This is a genomic window from Kribbella swartbergensis (assembly GCF_054784135.1).
This window is the reverse complement of the sequence record NZ_BAAGPM010000013.1, coordinates 36,842-58,289: the sequence shown is the minus strand read 5'-3', so window position 1 is coordinate 58,289 and position 21,448 is coordinate 36,842. Positions and strand designations below refer to the sequence as shown.

Here is a 21,448-nt window from a genome sequence, read left to right as displayed (position 1 = left end):
CTTCGCAGCAGGGTCCGCAATCCGCGGGCCGGTGTCAACGCGCGATCCACGCTTCGGGCAACCGCATTCCCGCTGTCCTGCGCCGGGCCGTGACCAGCGGCCTGAGATGATCGGGGGCATGTTCCAGAACCAGGAGATTCCCTCGGTCGTGGTGGCCGAGTTGGACGACGCCCTGCTCGCCGAGGCGTTCGTGTTGGATGTGCGGGAGCCGGACGAGTGGGACCGCGGGCACATCGACGGCGCGAAGCACATCCCGCTCGGTGAACTGCAGGAGCGGGTCGGCGAGGTGCCGGTGGACCAGAAGATCCTGTGCGTGTGCGCGGTCGGCGGCCGCTCCGCGGTGGCCACCCAGTTCCTCAACCAGCTGGGCCGCGAGGCGATCAACCTGGACGGCGGCATGCATGCGTGGCAGACCTCCGGCCGCCCGGTCAGCACGTCCTGAAGTATCAGTAGGGGAGAAAACCTTCCGGTCAGCCTCCGGAGACGTTACTTTGTCACCGGGCGGTTGACCGGCGTACACCTGTGCCTCATGTGGCGGTAGGGCGCACGGCGTCGGATGGCCGCGTCCGTCCACGTTGGGGAGGCTCCCGTGTCGATCTTCCGTTCCTTCACCACAGCGATCGGCGTGGGCGGCCTGCTCGCCGGTGCCGTCGTCGCTCCGGCCGTCGCAGACACGCCGGACCAGGCGATCCCGGACGCCGCGATCGCCGGCGACGGTGTGCTGACGACCCGTGAGGACAGCCCGGTCGCGCCGGGCGTGAACTACACCTCGTTCGAGCGGCTCGACCCGAAAGGCTGGCTCCGCGGCGACATCCTCACCACCGACCTGGACAAGAACGGCGTGACCGTCGGCTACGTCAACACCGGCAAGGTCTCGGGCGGTACGCCGCTCAGCCGGCAACTGGCCCGCAAGGGTGCGATCGCCGGTATCAACGGCGACTTCTTCGACATCAACGACACCACCGCGCCGCTGGGTGTCGGGGTCGACGACGGCCGCCTCGTCAACGCGCCGGCGGCCGGGCACAACGACTCTGCGGTGATCGGCAAGGACGGTCTCGGCCGGATCGCCCAGCTCTTCCTCCAGGGCAGCGCGACCGACGACGACGCGATCAAGCTCGAGCTGACCAACCTCAACTCGCCGACCGTCAACGCCGGCGGTGTCGGCCTCTACACGCCGGAGTGGGGCGACGCGGCCCGCACCAGGACCGTCGACGGCCTGCCGACCGTTCGCGAGGTGATCCTTCGCGACGGCGTGGTCGTCTCATCGGCCGCCACTCCGGGCACCATTCCGTTGGCGGCGAACGAGCAGGCGCTGATCGGCCGCGAGGCCGGCGCGACCGCCCTCGAGGCGTTCGAGGTCGGCGACAAGGTCGAGGTGCAGTACGGTCTGCGCCCCGACGCCGCCGACGTCGCGGTCGGGATCAGCGGCAACCACCAGCTCGCGAAGGACGGCAAGGTCCCGGCCACTGTCCCGGACGCCGACCTGGCGCCGCGGACCGCGATCGGCTTCGACGCCGACGGCAGCCGGATGCTGCTGCTCACGGTCGACGGTCGCGCGACCGGTTCTCGCGGTCTGTCCCTGAAGGAGCTGGGCGAGCTGATGGTCGGCCTCGGTGCCGACGACGCGCTCAACCTGGACGGTGGCGGCTCGTCGACGATGCTGGCCCGCTCTCCTGGTGAGGCGGCACCGCAGGTCGTGAACGACCCGTCCGACGGCGGAGAGCGGGTCATTCCGAACGGTCTCGGTCTGCTGCCGGTCAAGGGCTCCGGCAAGCTCACCGGCTTCCGGGTCGAGGCGGCCGGGACGTCCGCCGAAGACCCCGACACCGACGTCTCCCGCAGCTCCCGCGTCCTCACCGGCCTCAGCCGCGTGCTGGCCGCGACCGGTCACGACGAGACCTACGCTCCGGCGACCGGTACGCCGTTCTGGTTCGCCGGCAGCAACGTCCGGGTCGACCAGGAGGGCGTGGTGACCGGGCGGAGGGCCGGCGACGCGATCGTCACCGCAGTCCGCGGCCCGGCGAACGGCCGGTTCCCGATGACCGTCCTCGGTACGCCGGCCCGGCTGGCGCCGTCGAACCGGCAGGTGTCGTTGTCCGACTCGTCGGCCAAGGGATTCTTCGAGATCAGCGGGTACGACGCCGACGGCTTCTCCACCTGGATCGAGCCGCGCGACATCACCCTCTCGTACGACGCCGCGCTCGTGAAGGTGGTTGCTCGCGGCAACGGGTTCGAGGTGAACGCGCTGACCGACGACGCGGTGTCGACGGTGATCACCGCGAAGGTCGGCACCCTGACCACGCAGCTCAGTGTCACGTCGGGTCTGAGCAGCACGGTGATCGACGAGGTCGACGACCTGAGTCGCTGGGCGGCGAACGCCGTACCGGCTGGAGCGGCCAAGGCGTCGCGGTCCGCCGCCGAAGGGCACGACGGTGGTCAGGCGATCGCGCTCGACTACTCGCTCACGGGCACCACGGCGACGCGGGCGGCGTACCTCTCGGTGACGCCACAACTCACGCTGCCGGGGCAGCCGCAGAAGCTCGGCGCCTGGGTCTACGGTGACGGCAAGGGTGCGTGGTTGCGGGCGAACGCCTACACCGCGGCCGGTGGATCGCCGCAGACACTGAACATCGCCGCGTCGGTCAACTGGACCGGGTGGAAGTACGTCGAGGCCGACATCCCGCCGGGACTGGCGATGCCGCTGCGGTTCTGGCGGATCTATGTCGTCGAGACCGTGCCGACCCGGCAGTACTCGGGCCGGATCATCATCGACGACCTGACCCTGCGCGGCGCGCCACCGGTCGACATGGCACCGCCGGCGAGGGTGGCCGACCCGCTGGTGGTGACCGACGGGACCGTGGCGACCGACGGCCGGTGGCGGTTCGCGGTCATGTCGGACGCGCAGTTCACCGCCGACAACCCGGATTCCGACTTCGTCAAGCAGGCCCGGCGGACCTTCCGCGAGGCGCTCGCGCAGAACCCCGACTTCCTGGTCATCAACGGTGACTTCGTCGACCGCGGCTTCGCGAACGACATCGCGCTGGCCAAGCGGATCATCGACGAGGAGGTGGCCGGCAAGGTGCCGGTGCACTACGTGCCGGGAAACCACGAGAGCTACGGTCCCGGTGACCTGTCCGAGTGGACCAAGGTGTTCGGGCCGCCGACCAGCACGTTCGACCACAAGGGGACGCGGTTCGTCCTGCGCGACTCGTCGCTCGGGTCGCTGCGGGCCGGCGGGTTCGCGCAGATCCTCGACCTGCGTGCGCAGCTTGACGACGCGGCAACCGACAAGTCGATTCGCAACGTCGTGGTGATGGCGCACCACCCGATCGACGACCCGTCGCCGACGGCCAACTCGCAGCTGGGCGATCGCAAGGAGGCCCGGATGATCGTCGACTGGCTGGCCGGCTTCCGGGCGTCGACTGGCAAGGGTGCCGCGTACATGGCGGCCCACGCCGGTACGTTCGCGGCGTCGCGGACGGACGGCGTCCTGCTGCCGCTGACCGGCAACTCGGGCAAGGGTCCCTCGTCGGCACCGGACGACGGCGGGTTCACCGGCTGGGCGCTGGTCGGCGTCGACCCCGACGTCCTTCCGGCCCCGGCCGCTGAGCGGAACTGGTCGGCACCCGAGCGGTCCTGGCTGAAGCTGGAGTTCCGGGCGCACGTGGACTCACTCGAACTGACCGCTCCGGCGTCGCTGCAGCGAGGTGAGACGGGTACGGCGGGTGCGACCGTCGTACAGGAGAGTCGGCGAGTGCCGGTCGCCTATCCCGTGTCTGCTGATTGGTGGGGTTCGCGGCAGTTGCACATCGGTCCGGCGCAGACGGCTCCGTTCTGGGCAGTCGCGTCGTACGACCCGGCTACCGGTCAGGTGACCGGACTGCGTCCCGGCACGGCTCAGCTGGGCGTCACCGTCAACGGCGTCACCAAGAGCACCACGATCACTGTGGATTGGTAGCGTCGCCGGCGTGACTGACGTGAGGATGCCGGAGCGGTTGTCGGCCGGAGATCGAGTTGCCGTGGTCGCGCCGGCCGGCCCGGTCCGGGAGGATCGCCTGAAGACAGGCATCGAGCACCTGAAGGCGTGGGGCCTCGAGGTGGAGGTACTGCCGTCGGTGCTCGCCGGCCACGAGCGGCTCAACTACCTGGCCGCGGACGACAAGGCCCGCGCCGAGGATCTGCGAAACGCTTGGCTGGACCCTGGCTTCGCGGCGGTCTTCTGTGCCCGCGGCGGGTACGGCGTGCAGCGGATGCTCGAGTACGTCGACTTCGACGAGTTGTCCGCCGTACCGAAGTGGTTCATCGGGTTCAGCGACATCACTGCATTGCACGAGCCGCTGAACGCGCGGGGGCTGGTCACGCTGCACGGGCCGATGGCTGCCGCTGTCGAGCAGTTGGGGACTGCGGTTGGCCGGCAACGCCTGTACGACCTGCTGTTCGAGCCGAAGAGTGTCACCGACCTGCTTGCGCCGGCGGGAGCTCGCACTGTCGTCGATGGGGTCGCGGAAGGACCACTTCGCGGTGGCAACCTCGCACTGCTCGCGGCCAGCGTTGGTACGCCGACCTACGCACCGCCGGCCGGAGTCGTCGTGATGGAGGACATCAGCGAGGACGCGTACCGCGTGGACCGGCTGCTGACTCAGCTCCTTCGGTCAGGCTGGTTCACCGGCGTCACGGGGCTGGTCATCGGTGACTTCAGCGGTGCCGACGACTCCGGCCTGGTGAACGCGGTCATGCGCGATCGACTCGAGCCCCTTGGGCTACCGATGGTGGAGGGGGCCGCGATCGGGCATGAGGACATGAACCTCGCCGTACCGCTCGGACTGCCCGTCCGGCTCGACGCAACCGCAGGAACTCTCACAGCGCTCTTCAGCTGAGGTGCTCGCGGAGGAACGCCATGGCTTGTGGGTAGCCGTCGAGCTTGTTCTTGAGCTTCGCCAAGCCATGACCCTCATCCGGATAGACGAGGAGCTTGCACGGTACGCCGCGCCTGGTCAGGGCGTCGGTGATCTGCTCAGCCTCCGACAAGGGCACCCGTGGGTCGTTGGCGCCGTGGATGACCAGGAGCGGTGCCCGGATGTCGTCGACCCGGCTGAGCGGGCTCACCGACTCCAGGAACTCCCGGTCGGTCGCGAGGTAGCCGTACTCCCGCTCGCGCGTCGCCCGCCGGTAGTCCGACGTGTTCTCCAGGAACGTCACCAGCGACGCGATGCCGACGATGTCCACACCGGCCGCCCACAACTCGGGCTGGAAGGCCAACCCGGCCAGCACCATGTAGCCGCCGTACGAGCCACCCCACAGCGCGGCGCGCGAAGGATCGCAACCGATGGACGGCAACCAGGCGTGGATCGCGGCCAGGTCCTTCACCGAGTCCAGCCGCAGCTCCCGGTCGTCCAGGGAGTACCAGCGCTTGCCGTACGCCGCCGAGCCGCGGACGTTCGGCACGACGACGGTGTGACCCTCCGCCGCGAGTCCGGCGATCACCGGCTGCCAGGCCCGCATCGCCGCACCCTCGGGACCGCCGTGGATGTGGATGACCGTGGACCCGAGGTCAGGCCCGGTCGGGCGGAAGACGAACACCGGCACCTGCTCACCGTCGAACGACGGCACGCGGTGACTCTCGGGGTGTGCCAGTTCGGCAGGGAGCTCGGGCATCCCCGGCGGCCGCATCGCGACGACGTCTCCAGTCGCCAGGGTGTAGCGGTAGACGGTGGGCGGCTCGATCGGCGAGTTGTACGTGATCAGCGCGAATGCGCCGTCCGCAGACCAGATCGGATCCGGCATCATCATCGATCGGGCGCCACAGCCGAGCGGCGGCAGGTCGATCGGCGCGACCAGTGAGGCGTCCTCCAGTTTGTGCAACGTCAGCGGCACCTGGCCGTCGTCGATCGTCGCGACCAGCAGGTGCTCGCCGTCAGCGCAGACCCAGCCGGCCAGGTCGTGCTCGTCGTCCACCAGCAGATCAGACCAGGTCCCCTCGGCCACGTCGTACTGCCGCAGAGCCATCCGGTCCCGACCCGCGTCACTCGCCACCAGGAACCCGGAGGAGCCCGGCAGCCACGACACCGCCTTCTGATCGTTGTGAGCGTCGTACGGCGTGAGCTCGGTGATCGACCGGGTCGTGGTGTCGACGAGCAACAGCTGCACCGCGTTGGCGGGTGCACTGGCCAGGGACAGGACGACCCACTTGCCGTCCGGGGACGGGTCGACCGCCATGGGCCAGCCGCCACCGTCGTACAGCACGGACTCTTCGCCGGTGGACAGGTTGCGGGCGATCAGGTCGAAGTCGACGCCGTTGCGGCGGTTGGTCGTGTACAGCACGTGGTCGGTCTTGACCTCGACCAGGCCGTGCTTGAACGCGGGGTCGTGGACGAGCGGCGTGAGGGTCTTGTCGTCCAGGTCGAGAAGGGACAGCTGTCCGCGTTCGTTGCCGCCGCTGTCGTGCTCGACCACGGCCTTGCGGCTGCCCGGGACGAAGCGGGCGTTGCGGCACGTCTCGTCCAGGTCGGTGAGCGCACGCCAGGTGCCGTCGGGTGCCACTTCGTTGACCTGGCGGGTGCCGGTCCCGTCGTACAGGACCAGCAGGCGGCCCTCGTCGTTCACGTCGAGGGCCAGGGTGGTGGGCAGCGAGAGCAACGTCGTCAGCAGCACGCCAACATCCTCACATGCTCCACAGAGTGGGGCAGCCCGTCAGCGTGGGCTGCCCCACCGGTCAGCGGTCGCCGTGCCAGGAGTGCCACAGCGCGGCATAGGCGCCCTGGGCATCAACGAGCTCGTCGTGCCCGCCCAGCTCGACGATCCTGCCGTCCTCGACCACCGCGATCACGTCCGCGTCGTGCGCGGTGTGCAGACGGTGGGCGATCGCCACCACGGTCCGGCCCTCCAGCACACCGGCCAGCGACCTCTCCAGGTGCCGGGCGGCACGCGGGTCCATCAACGAGGTCGCCTCGTCCAGCACCAGCGTGTGCGGGTCCGCCAACACCAGCCGGGCCAATGCGACCTGCTGTGCCTGGGCGGGCGTCAGTGAGGTCCCACCGGAACCCACCTCGGTGTCGAGCCCGTTGTCGAAGCCGGCGACCCAGCCGTCGGCGTCGACCGAGCGCAACGCCGCCCACAGGTCGGCGTCGGACGCGTCAGGCTTCGCCAGCCGCAGGTTGTCCCGGACAGTGCCCACGAACACGTGGTGCTCCTGGTTGACCAAGGCAACGTGGCTGCGCACCTGCTCGGCCGACATCTTGTCGAGCGCCGCACCGCCCAACGTGATGTCACCGACCCGAGGCGAGTAGATGCCTGCCAGCAACCGACCCAGCGTCGATTTCCCTGCTCCTGAAGGGCCGACGAGCGCGACCCGGGCACCTGGCTGCACGGTCAGCGTGACCCCGTGCAGTACGTCGCGGCCTTCCAGGTAGCCGAAGCGGACGTCGTCGGCCAGCACGGTCCGGCCGTCCGGCTCGTCCTGCTGGTCGGCTTCGGCCGCCTCGATCTCACGGACGCCGACAAGCCGTGCCAGTGACACCTGCGCCACCTGGAGCTCGTCGTACCAGCGGATCATCATGTTGACCGGCTGGACCAGCATCTGGATGTACAGGGCACCCGTGGTGAGCGCACCGACCGTCAGCCAGCCCTGGATGGCGAAGCCGCCACCGATCACCAGCACAGCGGCCAACGCGACCGTGTGGGTCATGTTGATCACCGGGAACAGGATCATCCGCAGGTAGAGCGTGTAGCGCTCCCACGCGACCCACTGACCGATCCGGGTGTCGCCCACCTTGACCCGGCGACGACCGAGCCGGTGCGACTCAACGGTCCGGCCGGCGTCGACGGTCTCGGCCAGAGCCGACGCCACCGCGGCGTACCCGGCGGCTTCCGACCGGTACGCCGCTGGCGCGCGGCGGAAGTACCAGCGGCCGCCGATGATCAGGATCGGTGCCGCGATCACGACGGCCACCGCCAACTCCGGCGCGGTGACGATCAGCGCGCCGATCAGCAGCGACGCCCAGATCACCGCGATGGTCAACTGCGGTACGGCGTCCCGCATGGCGTGCGAGAGCCGGTCGACGTCGGTGGTGATCCGGGACAGCAGGTCACCGGTCCCGGCGCGCTCCAGCACACCCGGCGGCAGGCCGACCGCCCGGACCAGGAAGTCCTCGCGCAGGTCCGCGAGCATCTCCTCACCCAGTACGGCGCCGCGCAGCCGGGTCATCCGGACGAAGACGGTCTGGACCGCGAGCGCACAGACGAAGCCGATCACGACGTACGGCAGGTCGACGTCGCGTTCGCCGCGGGAGAGCTTCTCCACCACGGTGCCGAGCAGCCAGGGCCCGACCATGCCGCTCAGCGCCGCCACCGCGTTCACCAGGGTCAACCAGGCGAACTGGCGGCGATGCCGGCGGAACAGGGTCTTCAGGTAGGCGCGCACGGTGGCGGTGCCTGCCACCGGCAGCCGGGCCGCTTCCTGCGGGGCTGCCGGGTCGTACTGGGGGCGCTTCACGCCATCTCCTCGAGGGTTGGCTCGTCTTCGCGGGTGACCACCGCGCGGTAGCGCTGGTTGGTCTGCACCAGCTCGTGATGGGTGCCGACGGCATCGACTCGGCCGTCCGGCACGAACACCACCCGCTCCGCGCGGTCCAGCATCAGCGGGCTGGAGGTGAACACCACAGTGGTCCGGCCGGATCGCAGCAGCCGCAGGCCGTCCGCGATCCGCGCCTCGGTGTGTGCGTCGACCGCACTGGTCGGCTCGTCCAGCACCAGCACCGGCGGGTCGACGTACAGCGAACGGGCGAGTGCCATCCGCTGCCGCTGCCCACCGGACAGGGACCGGCCGCGCTCGGTCAGCACGGCCCGCATCGGGTCCGACTCACCGGCCGGCAGGGACTGACGCAGTACGTCGAGAATGTCCGCGCACTGCGCCGCGTCGAGTGCGGTCTCCGCGGACACCGCACCACTCGACGGCACATCGAACAGCTCCCGCACCGTCCCGGACAGCAGCACCGGGTCCTTGTCCTGCACCAGTACGACGGTCCGCGCCGACTCCAGCGGGATGTCGTCCAGGGCGACCCCGTCCAGCAGTACGGACGCCTGGTCGTCCTCCGCCGCCGGGCTGTGCCCGCCCAGGCGGTCGGCCAGCCGGCCGCCCGCGTCCGGGTCGCCACAGACCACGGCGGTGAAGCTCCCGGCCGGCACGTGCAGACCCGAGACCGGGTCGAGCAGGTCACCGTCGGGCAGCTGCGCCTCGGCCGTGCCCTTGGTCTCGTCGGTCCGCCGGAGCGACAGCACCCGCGCGGCCCGTCGCGCCGACACCTTGGAGAAGATGAACGCGCTCGCCGTCTCCTCGAACGTGTGCAGCGGCACCATCATGAACGTGATCAGGCCGTACGTCGTGACCAGCTCGCCGACCGTGATCCGGCCGGACATCACCAGCCGGACCCCGAGCCACACGATGAAGACCAGGAACAGCCCGAACAGCAGCACCTGGAGCGCCGCGATCAGCGACCACATCCGGGCACTGCGGACCGCGCTCGCGCGATACTCCTGCGAGGCCGACCGGTAGCGGTCCAGGAACAGCTGCTCACCGCCGATGCCACGCAGCACGCGCAGACCGGCGACGGTGTCGGCGGCCAGCTCGGTGGCGCGGCCGCCCTTGGCCCGCTGCGCGTCCGCCCGACGCTCCGCGGGACCCATCAGCGGCACGATCGAGAACGCCAGCACCGGTACGGCGACGGCGACGACGAGACCGAGCTGCGGTTCGTACAGGAGCAGCCCGATCACCACGGCGAAACAGGTGAGCAGCGCGGCCACGAACCGGCCGAGCACCTCGACGAACCAGCCGATCTTCTCCACGTCGCCGCTGCTCACCGCGACCACCTCACCGGCGGCGATCCGGCGGGTCAGCAGCGACCCCAGCTCCGCGGCCTTGCGGAAGAGCAGCTGCTGCAGGCGGGACGCCGTACTGATCCAGTTGGTCACCACGGCTTTGTGGAAGTACGAGTCGGCGGCGGCCTTGGCGGCGCCGAAGACGAGCAGCAGGCCGCCGGCCAGGAACAGTTTGGGCCAGGACAGGTCGATCACGGCCTGGACGGCCAGGCCGACCGCGACCGGAGCGGCCGCGATACCGCCGAAGTACACCAGGCCCCAGAACAGCGCGATCGCCTGACCGCGCAGCTGCTGGTGCTCGAGCCAGAGGATGAGTCGGAGGCCGGACCGGGTGTCCGGCACACCCGGGTCGGCGAATGGAACATGGCGCAGCGACATGACGCTCACAAGAGGGCATAGGAGGGTGGAAAGAAGGCACCTGACCAGGCGAACGGATCAAGCCTAGGCGGGCCCGCCGACAGTCCGTCAAACCGTTTTCAGCCGGTAGTACAGTCTTCAAGTACGACGATGGAGAGGAGCCGGGTGGAGGGACTGACGCGCAGGCGACGGTTGCTGATCCTCGGCATCTGCTGCTTCAGCCTGTTCATCGTCGGGCTCGACTCCACCATCGTGAACCTGGCCCTGCCGGCCATCCGGAACGACCTGGACGCGGACGTCTCCAAGCTGCAGTGGACCATCGACGCGTACACGCTGGTGCTCGCCGGCCTGTTGATGGTCTCGGGCTCGACCGCGGACCGGGTCGGGCGGCGGCGGACCTTCCAGGCCGGGCTGGTGGTGTTCGGCATCGGGTCGCTGCTGTGCGGATTCGCGCCGACCGTCGACCTGCTGATCGCGTTCCGGATGCTGCAGGCGGTTGGCGGGTCGATGCTCAACCCGGTCGCGATGTCGATCATCACCAACACGTTCACCGATCCGCGCGAGCGCGCCCAGGCGATCGGAGTCTGGGGTGGCGTGGTCGGGCTCAGCATGGCGGTCGGCCCGGTCGTCGGCGGGGCGCTGGTCGACACGGCGGGCTGGCGGTTCATCTTCTGGATCAACGTGCCGGTCGCGCTGGCCGCCGTACTGCTCACCGCGTTCTTCGTGTCCGAGTCGCGGGCCGCCGTACCGCGGCGGATCGATCCGGTCGGACAGGTCCTCGTCGTGCTGCTGCTCGGTGGGGTGACGTACGGGATCATCGAGGGGCAGCAGGCCGGATGGACGTCGCCGCTGATCATCGGGTGCTTCGTGCTGGCAGTGGCGGCGTTGAGCTGTCTGGTCGCTTACGAGCGACGGCGGGAGCAGCCGTTGCTGGAGCCGCGGTTCTTCCGGAGTGCGCCGTTCTCGGGCGCGACGCTGATCGCGATCGCGGGGTTCTCTGCGCTGTCCGGGTTCCTCTTCCTCAATTCCCTGTATCTGCAGTCCGTGCGCGGGTTCTCCGCGTTGCATGCCGGTTTGCTGACGTTGCCGATGGCCGCGATGACGGTGGTGTTCGCGCCGGTGTCCGGGTGGCTGGTCGGGCACCGCGGGCCACGGCTTCCGCTCGTGGTTGCCGGAGGCATGTTGACCGCCTCCGGGCTCATGTTGTCGCGGCTCTCCCTGGACACTCCGACGCTGGTGTTGCTGGCCGGCTACCTCGTCTTCGGGCTCGGGTTCGGGATGCTGAACGCACCGATCACCAACGCCGCCGTGTCCGGGATGCCACGCTCCCAGGCCGGTGTCGCTGCCGCCATCGCGTCGACCAGTCGTCAGGTCGGCGCGTCGCTCGGGGTCGCGATCGCGGGGACTGTGCTGACCGCCCGGCTGGTCGGGTCGCTGGAGTCGGGGTTCGTCGACGCGGCTCAGCTGTGCTGGTACATCATCGCCGGCTGTGGACTGCTGGTGCTGATCCTCGGCCTGATCACCACCGGCGCCTGGGCCCGCCGCACCGCCGCCTCCGTCGCCGAGGACCTGGTCAGGACCTGAGGCGTCGCCGCCCCAGGATCAGCCCGTGACGATCCCGGCCCGGGCGAGGGCCTTGAGGCGGCCGCGGAGGATCTTCTGCCGGCGTTCCTCGTCGGGGAACAGGTCGATGTACGCCGTACCTTTCGCGGCGAGCAGGTCGTCGTCGAGCCGCCGTACGGTGCCGGCCGGGAAGCGATGGGTCATCGCGGCCTGGACCGCGGCGCTGTCGATACCGGTGAGCAGATCGGTGAGCTGCTCCTCGGTGGTCACGCCGAGGCGCTCGAGGACGCTGAGGATCCACGCGTAGTGGTTGGTCTTCGCGTGCGGCGCATCCGGGTAGCGGCGGGTCAGGTACGACGTCAGCGTCGAGGGGGTGAGGTCGCGCGGAGCCTTGTCCGACTGGGCGGCCGCGAGTTCCCGGTACAGCCGGTCGATCTCGGTGAACTCGTTGTCGGCCAGTTCCATCAGGGCCGCCGCGAGCAGGAACCGTCGGTCGAACTCGGGTTTGCGGTCCGGCGGGATGTCCAACTTGTACCGGATGTCGTGCTCGAACTCGGCCCAAGCGTGCTGCACCGCGGTCCGGACCTGGATCTCCATGGTCAGGTTCTTCAGTACGGCGTACTCCGGCAACTCCCGCCGATGTGCGTTCAGCCGGACCAGGTAGTGCTTGCTGGCGTACCCGAACACGCCCTGCGCCCGGGTGTGCGCACCCATGTCGGTGTGCTCGACGATCTCGAACTCGGACTCGATCACCTCGCAGACCCGGTCCACCGCCTCCACCAGGAAGGTGATCACCCGGGCCGCGACCAGGTCGGTGATCTGGTTCAGCGGGTCGTCGTACTTCGGCCGGGTCGGGTCGTCCGGATGCGGTTTCGACGCCTTCGCCAGGAACGACTCCGGATCCTTCGCGCGGGCCGTCGCGCTCAGGTAGTTGATGCCCTCCTCCTCGCCGATCAACTCGTTGATCAGCGCCTCCAGCTTCCGGGCACCCCCGACGTACTGCTGATGCACCCGCTCGTACAAGGCTCCGGCTTGCCGAGCCCACTCCCCAACCATGGCGGCACGATAGTGCTCCGGCGGCGCTAGGCGCGTCTAGCGGAATCTAGGTCTATTACTAGAAAACTGTAGAGAAGGCTGATGCGACACGCTCTGGGTGTCGCTAGGGAAATCTAAGGAAAACGCTAGACGCGGTCATACAGTGACAGGCATGGATCCGATCCGGAATCCCTATGCGCCCGGCGCCGGTCAGCGGCCGCCTGAGCTGGCCGGACGCGACACCGAGGTGCGGCAGTTCGAGGTGGTCCTCGAGCGGGTCGCGGCAGGCAGGCCCGAGCGGAGTCTGGTGCTGAGCGGACTCCGCGGGGTGGGTAAAACGGTGTTGCTGAACACCCTGCGGAGCCAGGCCATCAAGCGCGCCTGGGGCACCGGGAAGATCGAGGCCCGGCCGGACCAGAGCATCCGGTTGCCGATCGCGCAGGCGATGCACACCGCGATGCGCGAACTCGGCCACCGGCACCGCGACGACGACCGGGTCGACCAGTTCAGCGCCGTACTGAAGGCCTTCGCACTGCGGACCGCGGCGAACGACCGCAAGGGCATCCGCTGGCACCCCCCGGTCGACGTGGCCGCGGCGAAAGGCCGGGCCGACTCCGGTGACCTGGAGATGGACCTGATCGAGCTGTTCACCGACGCGGCCGACCTGGCCGGCGACCTGTCCGTCGGGGTCGGGCTGTTCATCGACGAGATGCAGGACATCAGCGCCGACGACCTGTCCGCGCTGTGCGCCGCCTGCCACGAGATCTCCCAGCAGAGCGCACCCCTGGTCGTCGTCGGGGCCGGCCTGCCGCATCTGCCCGCCGTACTGTCCGCCAGCAAGTCGTACTCCGAGCGGCTCTTCCGCTACATCCGCGTCGACCGCCTCGCCCGGGACGCGTGCGACCGCGCGCTGATGATCCCGGCCGAGAGCGAGGGAGTCCGGTACGACGACGAGGCCCTCGACGAGCTGTACGCACAGACCGACGGCTACCCGTACTTCGTCCAGGCCTTCGCCCACGCCACCTGGGACCACGCCCCGACCTCCCCGATCACCGTCAAGGACGTCGCCGTCGCGGCCCCGGAAGCCTCCGCCGAACTCACCGTCGGCTTCTTCGGTTCCCGGTACGAGCGCGCGACGCCCGCCGAACGTGAATACATGCGCGCGATGGCCGAACTCGGCGTCGGCGTCGGCGACGGCGCGGTCCCCACCGCCGAGGTCGCCAACACCCTCGGCCGCAAACCCCAGTCCCTCTCCCCCGCCCGCGACGGCCTGATCAAGAAAGGCCTCGTCTTCTCCGCCGAACGCGGCACCGTAGCCTTCACCGTCCCCCACTTCGGCAAGTTCCTCCGGACCCGCACCGCGTGAGCTAGTCGACCCACGCGTACTGAGGTTCGATCCCACGCGTGCTACGCAGCGGCTCCTTCGTCGCCGCCGCTTCGCCCGCTCCCACCCGCCCCCCGGCTGTCGCCGGTGCATTCCTTGCCGGCTGCCGCCGGCGGTGGCGGGCTTATCGCCCACCGGGGCGGATACCGGGCAAGCGTGGTGAGTGGAAGAACTGCCAACACGCGCACTGAGGTTTGATCCCACGCGGGCTCCTTCGTCGCCGCCGCTACGCCCGCTCCCGCCCGCCCCCCGGCTGTCGCCGGTGCATTCCTTGCCGGCTGCCGCCGGCGGTGGCGGGCTTATCGCCCGTGGGCGACCATCGGGGACGGGTGGGTGGGCGAAAGTACTGTCATCACGCGTACCGGGATTGAAGCCCCACGCGTGCTACGCAGCGGCTCCTTCGTCGCCGCCGCTACGCCCGCTCCCACCCGCCCCCCGGCTGCCGCCGGTGGTGGCGGGCTTATCGCCCGCCTGCGCACCCCTACGTCGCGCGTATTCGAATACCCCGCTGACCCGCATCCGCGGGACCACCGTAGCCACGCCCGGCCGTCGGCACCCATAACCGCCTCACGCGATGATGTGGGTGTGCAGATATGCAGACGCTTTCGCTCGGATGGAACCCGTTGCCAGAACGCGACGAATTACGCGGACGGCTGGTGTCGCGAGCCGGACTGCGCTGGCTTCGTCCGCCCGGATCCGTCGTCTGCCCCGGAGGTGGAGGGTGCCCCCGAAGGGACACCTTCGCACCTGAGGACCTCTGGCGATTCCGATGTGGGTGACATCACGGTCGAGGACGTCGCGGCTGTCCACGTCTCGGATCGTGCTATCGAAAACTTCCGGTTCCATCATGGTGGCGGGCACCTGGAGGCCGACGCGCAGCTACGCTCGATGCTTGAGGACTTCCTGCTCAAATCATCGAGACGTGCGTCGCCGGAAGGATATCTGAGGCTGGCGCGCGGTGGGTACGCAGTGGTCCTCTCCCCTGATCGCGGCACCGTCGTCGCGTATTCGACGGTGCACCGCGAACGGACCTGGGCCCAGGTCAAGGCAGGTGTCCAGTCCCGGATCGCGGGGCCACGGCGGGGCCCCGGTCGGGCCGAGGCGCCAGAGCCAGGTCCGCCCGTCGAGCTGGGCGAGTTTCGCACGGCATTGTGTCCGGATGAGATCTTCTTGACAGCTCGCGTCCGTAGGTCGTACGCGAAGCTCGCATCGATGCAGGCGAGCACCGATGACGATCTCGACAGAGCAATCCGGGACGAGGTCGCGCAGTTCGCTTCGGCGATCATTGGCCAGCGCGACGATGGGATCTTCGAGGTCCAAGCGGGCTCGAAGATCTGGTTGGTCGCGCCGGATCTGAGATCACTCATCGGAGTGAAGCGGAGCCACGAAGAATTCTGAGTAATGGTGCGCAGCTCTGTCACCCGGCGAAGCTGTTCAACGACTGCACTTTCGGGACGGAGGTGGGGGTGGGTAAGGTGAATCGACATGACCACCGGGCGGACTGGCCAGCGCGGGGACGCGCGTGGGCGTGGTGCTGCCCGCGTGAAGCGGGGCCGGGGTGGGCGGCACAGCCGGAAGAAGTCGTACAGAGCGCAGTGGTTCTCGGTCACGGCGCTGGCGCTGCTGGGGACGGTGATGGTCGCGCATCCGGACGCGACGAACCGGCGCAGCCTGGCGTCCGAGGTGATCGCCGGGGTGAACGCGTCGGCGACCGAGGAGCCGTCGGTCAGTACGCCGACACCGGCGCCGGTGGCGACGCCGACGCAGAAGTTCACCACTCCGTTGCGCCCGGCACCGACGTTGACGCGGGCGCCGAAGGGCTCGAAGCCGAACTACTCGGTCTCGTCCGGCAAGCTCGCAGTCGTCCCCGGGTTCGACAAGGCGACCGGTGTCCGCGACAAGCTGACCTACCGGGTCGAGATCGAGCAGGGCCTGTCGGTCAACGGTGCCGCGGTCGCGGCGATCATCCACCGGACGCTGACCGACCCGCGCGGCTGGCAGGCGATCCACCCGGTGAACTTCGAGCGCACCGACAAGGTGGACGCCGACCTGCGCATCATCCTGGCCACGCCGACGCTGACCGACAAGCTGTGTCTGCCGCTCGACACCGGCGGTGAGGTCTCCTGCCGGGTCGAGGACCGGGTCGTGCTGAACGCGAAGCGGTGGATGTTCGCGGTCCCGGCGTACCAGGGGAACGTCGCCCTCTACCGCAACTACCTGGTCAACCACGAGGTCGGGCACGCGCTCGGCCACGGCCACTCCACCTGCGACAAGGCGAAGACGCCGGCGCCGGTGATGATGCAGCAGACCAAGGGACTGGCCGGCTGCCTCCCGAACGCCTGGCCGACGATCAAGGCGACCTGAGCGAAACCCTCGGTCGTGAGAAGCTGAGGCCGAGGGGAGGGAGCAGCGATGTCCTCACAGGATTTCCCGACGTACGGCCGAGGCGAGCCACCGGAACAGCCGGCGGAGGAGCATCACTACGCACCGCCCGCTCCGTACGGCGGCCAGACGTACAACGCCCCGCCGTACGGCCAGCCGCAGCCGGGTGAATACGCACAGCCCCAGCCCTACAACACCCCACCGGGCCAGTACGGCGATCCGCCCCAGGCGGCACCCGGTGCGTACACCCAGCCGCCCAACTACCGCCCCGGCAACCCGTACGGCACCCCCGCGCACCCGCAGCAGCACGAGCTACCGCAGTACGGGCGCGAGCAACCGGTCGCACCCCGTGACCCGCGCGCCGCCCGCGTCGTACTCCTGGCGACGATCGTCGCGGGCGTCTACGGCCTGCTCGTCCTCACGGTCCAACGGGTCGCTCTGCGCGAGATCTCCCAGGCTCCCGGCTCGCCGCTCAACCACCCGTTGCGCACGGATGTCATCGACACGATCGGCCAGTTGCTGCTGCTCGTGCTCGGTTCGGCCGCGATCGCGATGTGGGCGCGCGACCTGATCGCCCGCCGCAAGGTCGGGCGCGAGCTGGACCCGGTCGAGCTGGGCGGCCTGCTCCTCGTCGGAACGTCGCTGATCCCGATCGTGATCTGGGCGGTGATGGTCCTGTCGACCGGCATGGGCGCGATCGACGACACGCTCCACCGCCTGCCGACGGCGTACGGCTGGGGCGGTATCGGCCTGCTGATCCTCGCCGCCGGTTTCCTCCTCGGCTACCGCGAGCTGAAGCCGGACGTGTCGAACCCGGTCGTCCAGGCTCCACCGGCCCGAGCGCCCTGGGAGTGAGCATTCCGATCGTCCTGGTCCCGGGACTCGGCCTCGGGGTCAAGTCGTACGCGCCCACAGTCGAGCACCTCACCACGCCGTACCGGATCATCACCCTCCCCGGGTACGGCGAACCGGCCGGACCGGGCGACGACCTGCGACCGCAAGCCTTGGGTACGGCGGTGGCGGACAAGATCCGGGAGCGGTCGGTCCTGGTCGGGCACTCGTCCGGCGCCCAGATCGTCGTGGAGACGGCGGTCGCCTACCCCGAACTCGTCCATACCCTGATTCTCGTGGCGCCGCCCGGGGATGCGGGTTCGGTGACCTGGCCGCAGCTCGCGGCCCGCTGGCTCGGCTCGGCGATCCCGGAATCCCCGCGGCTGATCCCGGCGCTGGCCCCGCAGTACGCGCGGACGACGCTCCGCTCGATCGCCCGGGCAGCGGAAGCAGCCAGACGCCACGATCTGGCCGCGATCATCACCCGGGTGCAGGCGCCGGTGGTGATCGTCCGCTGTCGGCACGACCAGCTGTGCCCGGCCGACTGGGTGGAGCGGCTGGCCGCCCTCACCCAGGGCGAGGCGCGGACGCTCGCAACCGGCTCTCACATGCCGGTCCTGACCAACGGCCCCGAACTGGCCGCTCTCATCCAGCGGGCAGCCGCCGCCCGCGGCGACTGACGCGGTATCGTTGACGCGCTAACAACACCTGCGGGAGCTCGCACCATGCGCGGGCTGAGAGGGCGACGCCGGGTCGCCGACCGCCTGAACCTGACCGGGTAATGCCGGCGTAGGGAGTGGTCACCCATGACCAGTACTGCTGTTCGTCCTGCCGTCCGCACCGAGGCGCCGCTCGTCCTCACCACGGACGCTCCGCGCACGCTCGGCTTCTTCGACCAGTTCACCCTCTGGGGGAACCTCGGCATCTCGCTGTTCGGCCCGGTGACCGGTGCGCTGGTCGCGGCGTACACGGGCTCGCTGGCGCAAGGACTGCTCGCGGTCGTGGTCGGCTGCGGGATGGGCGCGCTCGTGCTCGGTGGTGCGGCCGTGTTCGGTTCGCACACCGGAGCACCGGCGATGGCGAGTCTGCGCGGGCTGTTCGGCCGCCGCGGCTCGATGGCGCCGACCGTGCTGAACATCGCGCAGAACGTCGGCTGGGCGACGATGGAGATCATCGTCATCTCGCAGGCCGCGGTCGCGGTGACGAGTGAGCGGTGGCGCTGGCTGTTCGTCGTCCTGGCCGGCGTACTCGCGACGGTGATGGCGGTCCGGCCGCTCGGCAGTGTGAGACTGCTGCGGAAGTTCATGGTCTGGCTGGTGCTGATCGCGTCGGTCTACCTGTTCGTGCAGGTGCTCAGCAAGCCGGTGCAGGACCTGCCGCAGGACGGTGTCTTCGGCTTCTGGCCCGCTGTCGATCTTGCCGCCGCCGGTGTCGTGTCGTTCGCGCCGTTGGCCGCGGACTACACCCGTCATTCGCGGACCAACAAGGCCGCCTTCGCCGGCTCGTCGCTCGGCTACGGGATCGCGGCGATCGTGTACTACGCCCTCGGCGTGTTCGCCGTGGCGACGCTGGGGACCAACAGCGCGGACGTGATCACCGCGCTGGTCACGTTGCCGGCCGGTGCGATCGCGTTGCTCGTCCTGCTGGTGGACGAGGTCGACGAGGCGTACGCGAACGTGTACTCGACCACGATGGCCGCGCACAACCTGATCGGCCACGTCGACCGGCGGTGGATCTCGATCGCGATCGGCGTGGTCGCCACCGGCCTCGCGCTGATGGTTGACCTCGGCAACTACACGCAGTTCCTCTACCTGATCGGATCGGTCTTCGTCCCGCTGTTCGCGGTCGCGATCGCCGACTTCTTCGTGGTCAGCAAGATGAACTGGGACGTGTCCGGTACGGCGCGGTTCCGCTGGCAGCCTGCCCTCGCCTGGCTGATCGGCTTCGTCGCGTACCAGTTGGTCAACCCCGGCACCGTCTCCGGCTGGTCGCCGTTCTGGACCGACGTACAGCAGTGGCTCTTCGCCGGGCAGCCGGTGCCGACCTGGCTCGGCGCGACGTACACGTCGATCGTGGTCTCGATGCTGGCCGCCGTACTGCTCGGCCGGATCGGTCGCCGACCGCTGGACAACTGACCCGGACCTACCGGGATACTTGCGCAATGCTGAACTCCGCACTGCGCAGCCGGGCCGAATACGCGGAACTCGGGGCGGACGGACTGGCGGCGCGCACCACGCCGGAGCGGGACGCGGCGATCGTCGAGGCCGTCGAGGAACTGCTGGAGGGCCGCGAGTCGGTGCTCGACCTGTGCTGCGGATACGGGCGGATCGCGCTGCCGCTGCGCCGGGCGGGGAAGGTGGTGCGGGCGCTGGACATCTCGCCGAACCTGGTCGAGGCCGGCAAGGCGAAGGCGTCCGAGGAGGGGTTGTCGATCGACTGGGCGATCGGCTCGATGACGGACCTGCCGTACAAGTGGGACTCGTTCGACGCGGTGATCTGCCTGTGGACGGCGTTCCACGAGTTGTTCGCCGAGGACGAGCAGTTGTCCACCATCTGCGAGATCTCCCGGGTGCTGAAGCCGGGCGGTGTCGCGATCATCGAGGGCCCGGTCTGGGGTCCGGCCACCGCGGCCGAGATCGCGAACGGGATGCGGCAGGGACCGGAGCACCGGATCGTCACCACCGAGCACTTCGGCTCCAGCAGCGTGCACTTCATCCACGACGAGATCAGCTACGGCCGGCTCTGCGCGGCGGCCGGAATCGAGAACTACAAGGTCTACAAGCGCGACTGGGGCGGCCGCCGCCGGCTCCTCCTGGAGATTCGCCAACCGGCCGCCGACTGACGCCATCTTCCTTACAAGGAAGGAAAAACAAGAAGCAGATCCCCACTCCACACTGGGGATCTGCTCCTGTGTCCGTCGAGTGTAAATGCTTTCTGCGCGCCGCGTGAAAAGTCAGTTTTTTGCTTCGAGATTCAGCAGAAATCGCTTTGCGTCCAAACCGCCGGCGTATCCGGTGAGCGCGCCGTTCGAGCCGATCACCCGGTGGCACGGGACCACGACACAGACCGGGTTGGCGCCCAGCGCCGTACCGACCGCGCGGGCCGCCTTCGGTTTGTCGATCTCGTTCGCCACCGCGCCGTACGTCGTCGTCGCGCCGTAGCTGGTGTGCCGGGGCAGATCCTCCAGCACGAGTCGCTGGAACGGCGTCGCCAGGGCGAGATCCACCTGCAGGTCGAACTCGTGCCGGAGGCCGGCCAGGTACTCGTCCAGTTGCCGTCGTACGTCGTCCAGTGCGCGAGGCTGCCGTAGTACGCGCGGGGAGACAGCCTTGGCGAGGCGGTTGGTGATGGTCTCCTCGTCGCCGAAGGAGCTGGCCACGACACGGCCGTCGGCGACCGCGAGCAGCATCGTGCCGATCGGGGTGTCGTGCAGGGTGTAGGCGACATCGGCGTCCGGTAGGACCGGTGGTTTGAGGTCTGGTGCGGTGAGCCGGGCCAGCCGGCTCTCGAGGTCAGTCATCGTTCACTCCGAGTTTGATGCGCAAGGTCGCGAGCGCGTCGCTGACGAGGCGCCGCGACGCGGCAGGCGTGGTGTCCAGGGCGGCGGCCACGCCGTGGTGGTCCAGGTCGCCGACGTACTTGAGCGTGATGGCGAAGCGCTGGCGTTCCGGTAGTGCGTTGACGGCTTGCCAGAGGTCGGGATCGGGCCAGTCGGCGGCGTCCGGGCCGTCGACGGCCATCGGTGGCGCTTCGTCGAGCGGGCTCTGCGGCCGACGGGACCGGTGCAGGTCGGTGGCGCATCGGGCCGTGATGGTCAGCAGCCAACTGCGGAGGTTCTTCGCCGAGGTGAGCTCGGGGTAGGCGGCGAAGGCTTTCTCCCAGGCGCGCTGGGCGACGTCGTCACCGTCCACCGGTCCGGCGAGCGCCCGCGCCAGCCGCGCCACGTCCTTCCAGTGCGCGTCGACGAGCGCCTGGAACGGTGGTAGCGAGACCTTCTGCTGAACCATCACGCCAGTAGAACGC

General features: G+C 69.4%; 17 protein-coding genes and 1 riboswitch. Of the genes, 11 read left to right on the top strand and 6 right to left on the bottom strand.

Going from position 1 to position 21,448, the window contains the following annotated elements:
- Positions 1-118 precede the first annotated feature (118 nt).
- The 3 genes from ACYVOK_RS06625 (at position 119) to ACYVOK_RS06615 (ending at position 4,877) form a co-directional block, all read left to right on the top strand.
- Positions 119-442 carry a rhodanese-like domain-containing protein gene (locus ACYVOK_RS06625; RefSeq protein WP_460661365.1) on the top strand — a complete coding sequence of 108 codons (324 nt, stop codon included), beginning with the start codon at positions 119-121 and terminating at the stop codon, positions 440-442.
- Between the two features lie 147 nt (positions 443-589).
- The gene (locus tag ACYVOK_RS06620) at positions 590-3,958 is read left to right on the top strand and encodes a phosphodiester glycosidase family protein (protein ID WP_460661364.1); all 3,369 of its coding nucleotides are present in this window, start codon (positions 590-592) and stop codon (positions 3,956-3,958) included.
- Positions 3,959-3,968: 10 nt separating this feature from the next.
- Positions 3,969-4,877 carry a S66 peptidase family protein gene (locus ACYVOK_RS06615; RefSeq protein WP_460661363.1) on the top strand — a complete coding sequence of 303 codons (909 nt, stop codon included), beginning with the start codon at positions 3,969-3,971 and terminating at the stop codon, positions 4,875-4,877.
- Here the strand turns inward: ACYVOK_RS06615 and ACYVOK_RS06610 are convergent.
- The 3 genes from ACYVOK_RS06610 to ACYVOK_RS06600 form a co-directional block, all read right to left on the bottom strand.
- Positions 4,870-6,651 (bottom strand): S9 family peptidase, encoded by a 1,782-nt coding sequence (locus ACYVOK_RS06610; protein ID WP_460661362.1) that lies wholly within the window; start codon positions 6,649-6,651, stop codon positions 4,870-4,872. The two genes, ACYVOK_RS06615 and ACYVOK_RS06610, sit on opposite strands and share 8 nt — an antisense overlap.
- 61 nt (positions 6,652-6,712) lie before the next feature.
- Complete coding sequence (locus ACYVOK_RS06605; protein WP_460661361.1) at positions 6,713-8,491, bottom strand: ABC transporter ATP-binding protein; 1,779 nt, start codon at positions 8,489-8,491, stop codon at positions 6,713-6,715.
- Positions 8,488-10,251 (bottom strand): ABC transporter transmembrane domain-containing protein, encoded by a 1,764-nt coding sequence (locus ACYVOK_RS06600; protein ID WP_460661360.1) that lies wholly within the window; start codon positions 10,249-10,251, stop codon positions 8,488-8,490. Before ACYVOK_RS06600 ends, ACYVOK_RS06605 begins: the two co-directional genes overlap by 4 nt.
- Positions 10,252-10,395: 144 nt before the next feature.
- On the opposite strand from ACYVOK_RS06600, the gene ACYVOK_RS06595 reads away from it, so the two are divergent.
- Complete coding sequence (locus ACYVOK_RS06595) at positions 10,396-11,814, top strand: MFS transporter (RefSeq protein ID WP_460661359.1); 1,419 nt, start codon at positions 10,396-10,398, stop codon at positions 11,812-11,814.
- A gap of 18 nt (positions 11,815-11,832) precedes the next feature.
- Here the strand turns inward: ACYVOK_RS06595 and ACYVOK_RS06590 are convergent, their stop codons facing one another.
- Positions 11,833-12,849, bottom strand: coding sequence for a GTP pyrophosphokinase (locus ACYVOK_RS06590; RefSeq protein WP_460661358.1), 1,017 nt, complete (start codon positions 12,847-12,849; stop codon positions 11,833-11,835).
- Between the two features lie 151 nt (positions 12,850-13,000).
- On the opposite strand from ACYVOK_RS06590, the gene ACYVOK_RS06585 reads away from it, so the two are divergent.
- The 7 genes from ACYVOK_RS06585 to ACYVOK_RS06555 all read left to right on the top strand — a co-directional run bounded on the left by ACYVOK_RS06585 (position 13,001) and on the right by ACYVOK_RS06555 (position 20,267).
- Positions 13,001-14,194 (top strand): ATP-binding protein, encoded by a 1,194-nt coding sequence (locus ACYVOK_RS06585; RefSeq protein ID WP_460661357.1) that lies wholly within the window; start codon positions 13,001-13,003, stop codon positions 14,192-14,194.
- A gap of 789 nt (positions 14,195-14,983) precedes the next feature.
- A complete protein-coding gene (locus ACYVOK_RS06580; RefSeq protein ID WP_460661356.1) occupies positions 14,984-15,610 on the top strand; it encodes a hypothetical protein in 627 nt (208 codons plus the stop codon).
- An 87-nt stretch (positions 15,611-15,697) separates the two neighbouring features.
- On the top strand, positions 15,698-16,576 hold the full coding sequence (locus tag ACYVOK_RS06575; RefSeq protein ID WP_460661355.1) for a DUF3152 domain-containing protein: 879 nt from the start codon (positions 15,698-15,700) through the stop codon (positions 16,574-16,576).
- 48 nt (positions 16,577-16,624) lie between these two features.
- On the top strand, positions 16,625-17,449 hold the full coding sequence (locus tag ACYVOK_RS06570; protein ID WP_460661354.1) for a hypothetical protein: 825 nt from the start codon (positions 16,625-16,627) through the stop codon (positions 17,447-17,449).
- Positions 17,446-18,105 (top strand): alpha/beta fold hydrolase, encoded by a 660-nt coding sequence (locus tag ACYVOK_RS06565; protein WP_460661353.1) that lies wholly within the window; start codon positions 17,446-17,448, stop codon positions 18,103-18,105. The genes ACYVOK_RS06570 and ACYVOK_RS06565 overlap by 4 nt, the downstream gene beginning before the upstream one ends.
- A gap of 20 nt (positions 18,106-18,125) precedes the next feature.
- Positions 18,126-18,239, top strand: a riboswitch (TPP riboswitch).
- Positions 18,232-19,560, top strand: coding sequence for a purine-cytosine permease family protein (locus ACYVOK_RS06560; RefSeq protein ID WP_460661352.1), 1,329 nt, complete (start codon positions 18,232-18,234; stop codon positions 19,558-19,560). It overlaps the preceding riboswitch by 8 nt.
- Positions 19,561-19,586: 26 nt before the next feature.
- Complete coding sequence (locus tag ACYVOK_RS06555) at positions 19,587-20,267, top strand: class I SAM-dependent methyltransferase (RefSeq protein ID WP_460661351.1); 681 nt, start codon at positions 19,587-19,589, stop codon at positions 20,265-20,267.
- Positions 20,268-20,378: 111 nt separating this feature from the next.
- Here ACYVOK_RS06555 and ACYVOK_RS06550 read toward each other — a convergent pair whose 3' ends face one another.
- The gene (locus ACYVOK_RS06550) at positions 20,379-20,945 is read right to left on the bottom strand and encodes a methylated-DNA--[protein]-cysteine S-methyltransferase (protein ID WP_460661350.1); all 567 of its coding nucleotides are present in this window, start codon (positions 20,943-20,945) and stop codon (positions 20,379-20,381) included.
- Entirely contained in the window at positions 20,938-21,432 is a 495-nt protein-coding gene (locus ACYVOK_RS06545) for an RNA polymerase sigma factor (RefSeq protein WP_460661349.1), read from the bottom strand. Before ACYVOK_RS06545 ends, ACYVOK_RS06550 begins: the two co-directional genes overlap by 8 nt.
- Positions 21,433-21,448: the final 16 nt, after the last annotated feature.